The organism is Halorubrum sp. SP3, assembly GCF_005435195.1.
Taxonomy (GTDB): Archaea; Halobacteriota; Halobacteria; order Halobacteriales; family Haloferacaceae; genus Halorubrum; species Halorubrum sodomense.
The window spans coordinates 1-1396 of the sequence record NZ_SGTU01000093.1; the positions used below are offsets into that span (position 1 = coordinate 1).

Annotated in this window: 1 protein-coding gene and 1 pseudogene; one reads left to right on the forward strand and one right to left on the reverse strand. The window is 54.4% G+C overall.

Going from position 1 to position 1396, the window contains the following annotated elements; translation table 11 throughout:
- A pseudogene (locus EXE42_RS15515) lies at nucleotides 1-383 on the reverse strand (hypothetical protein); the annotation flags it as partial.
- A 121-nt stretch (nucleotides 384-504) separates the two neighbouring features.
- Between EXE42_RS15515 and EXE42_RS15520 the strand changes: the two are divergent.
- Entirely contained in the window at nucleotides 505-1263 is a 759-nt protein-coding gene (locus EXE42_RS15520; RefSeq protein ID WP_137706908.1) for a hypothetical protein, read from the forward strand.
- Nucleotides 1264-1396: the final 133 nt, after the last annotated feature.

Consider the following 1396-nt stretch of genomic DNA (forward strand, 5'->3'; position numbering starts at 1 on the left):
CGTTGTGCTTTTTCGGACAGGCGCGTGTTATCGTAGAGAGCACGCGCTACGGGGAGGCCACGGAGATAATTGTACTCATAGAGAACCTCAACTCCGTGTTCAGTCAGACCGTAAAACTGACTGGGAAGATCGCGCGCGTCCTCATTCGGCGGGTACCGATAACATTCGATGATATCGTTGTCACTGAGAACCTCCAGCTGATCTCTGACTGCGGCCTTGTTCTTCGGCATCATGTACGCCAACTCATCGAGCGACGGGAGATGCTCCGGATGGCCAAGGATGAACTGTAGGATCAAGTGCCGCGTCTCCTGGGATAGGAGATCGTAGATCTGCCGCTGCTCTTCGAACGGGCCGTCACCCTCTGCGGCAGGTGCGTCACTCATGGTCTCACTTGAGAGTACTTCAGCGGCGTGAATAATACTTTGGGTCAACTAATGTGGTCAAAAACCGTATTAGGCATACTGGTCAGTAACCTATTTGTTCACTCGCCAAGGAGCACACAGTATGACTGACCCCGGCCCGCCTCCAAACGCGGCAGAGATTATGGAGAGCGTGAACGACACGCTCCAAGGGCTCGAATTAGAACCTCGCGAAACCTCTGAGATCCTGTTGTTCGCCAACCGAGAACTCCCACATCTCCACACACCTGAAGACTCGTATTTCATTCTTGGCAGCTACCGTGACCCGTACCTTCGACGCCTTCGCATCGTCCAGAACGAATTGGACAAGCGAATCGGCACATACCCCTTCCTGATGGCTGATCTCCCCGAGTTGGATATCGATCGGCTCCCAGTCTTCCGCATCCGTTTCACCCTCCTCGCCGCGCACGCTGATACCATCGTCGCCGTGTACGAACAGGATGCTGGCGGTGAAGTCACCGAACTCGGGAAAATCAGCACGACACCATACTTCGACAAATCGTACGTCCTCCCACGAGACTACACGTGGATGACTGACCAGAACCTCGATACAGAGGCAGATGTCATCGCAGCTGCCGCGACCATTTACTTCAACGACGACCTCGACCAGGCCACCGCCGAAAAAGAGCTTGACTCACTCCTCGCCGCAGCCAATAAGAACGACATCAGACTCACGAAGTCCGATGTTATTGACCGATTAGAGGAACGAGAGGATGACGAACAAGCACCTGTCTCATACAGTTGGGTTCACCTCAACGAATTCCGCCTCTTCGAACTCCACAACCGATGCTTCGCCTGGTCCAGCCAAGATGACCTGCGCAATATCGTGGACAAAGTTCCGTAGCGCCGGGTCACTGATTCGTCGCCGCGAGATCCTTGTCGTTCTCGATCGGCGACGAGAGAGGCAATTTCTCTGGAATATAGTAGGGGGGAGGATGCGACTGTTGATAGTGCCCCGGGGCATCTGGTGGCAAATC